Origin of the sequence: Halococcus thailandensis JCM 13552 (assembly GCF_000336715.1) — an archaeon.
GTDB classification, from domain to species: domain Archaea; phylum Halobacteriota; class Halobacteria; order Halobacteriales; family Halococcaceae; genus Halococcus; species Halococcus thailandensis.
Window position 1 is genome coordinate 11,490 of sequence record NZ_AOMF01000035.1, and the last position, 601, is coordinate 12,090.

The following is a 601-nucleotide window of genomic DNA, read 5'->3' on the forward strand; positions in this document are numbered from 1 at the left end:
TCTTCCACCGCAAGGAAGACGCCAAGCCGACGCTCAAACACCTCGCGTTCCGCCGTCCATCCGGGCTGACCGCATCCGAAGCAAACGACCTTCTCGGTCGTCGCTCCTACCGCCCACTCCAGAAGCTCGCTGACCAACAGGAAGTACACGCCACGGAGTGGCTAGACACCACCGTCTACACCCACAGCTGGCCGTCCCGCAGGGACGACCAGCTGGCTCAGCGTGAAACCGACCAGCCAGCCGATGTCACTCCCGACGATCCTGCTGACGACGGCTACCTCTACCGTGACGAACTCGTTGCAACCTTCCTCTCGGTCGCTGTCTCGGAACTTCAGTCAATCTCTCCCGAACGAGCTGCCGCACTCGTCCTGCGGCAGTTCGAGGGCGACTCCTTCGACGCCCTCGAACGCCGTCTTCAGCGCAATCACTCATTTCGAGAGGCTCTCGACTACACCGAGCCAGAGGACGTCCCGGATGGGACGTCGCTCTGGCGGGCCTTCGATGAACTTCATCCCGATGAACTCCGAGACTGCCTCCAGTCGATGTGCGGCGAGTTGCTTGCCGATCACGAACATGGCGGTGAGTTCGTCGTGATCGACGG

The 601-nt window shown here is 61.9% G+C and carries 1 protein-coding gene; it reads left to right on the forward strand.

What is annotated here, in order from left to right; genetic code table 11:
- Nucleotides 1–368: 368 nt before the first annotated feature.
- Nucleotides 369–601: transposase (locus C451_RS23460; RefSeq protein ID WP_241431146.1), on the forward strand; the 233-nt coding region annotated here is incomplete at its 3' end.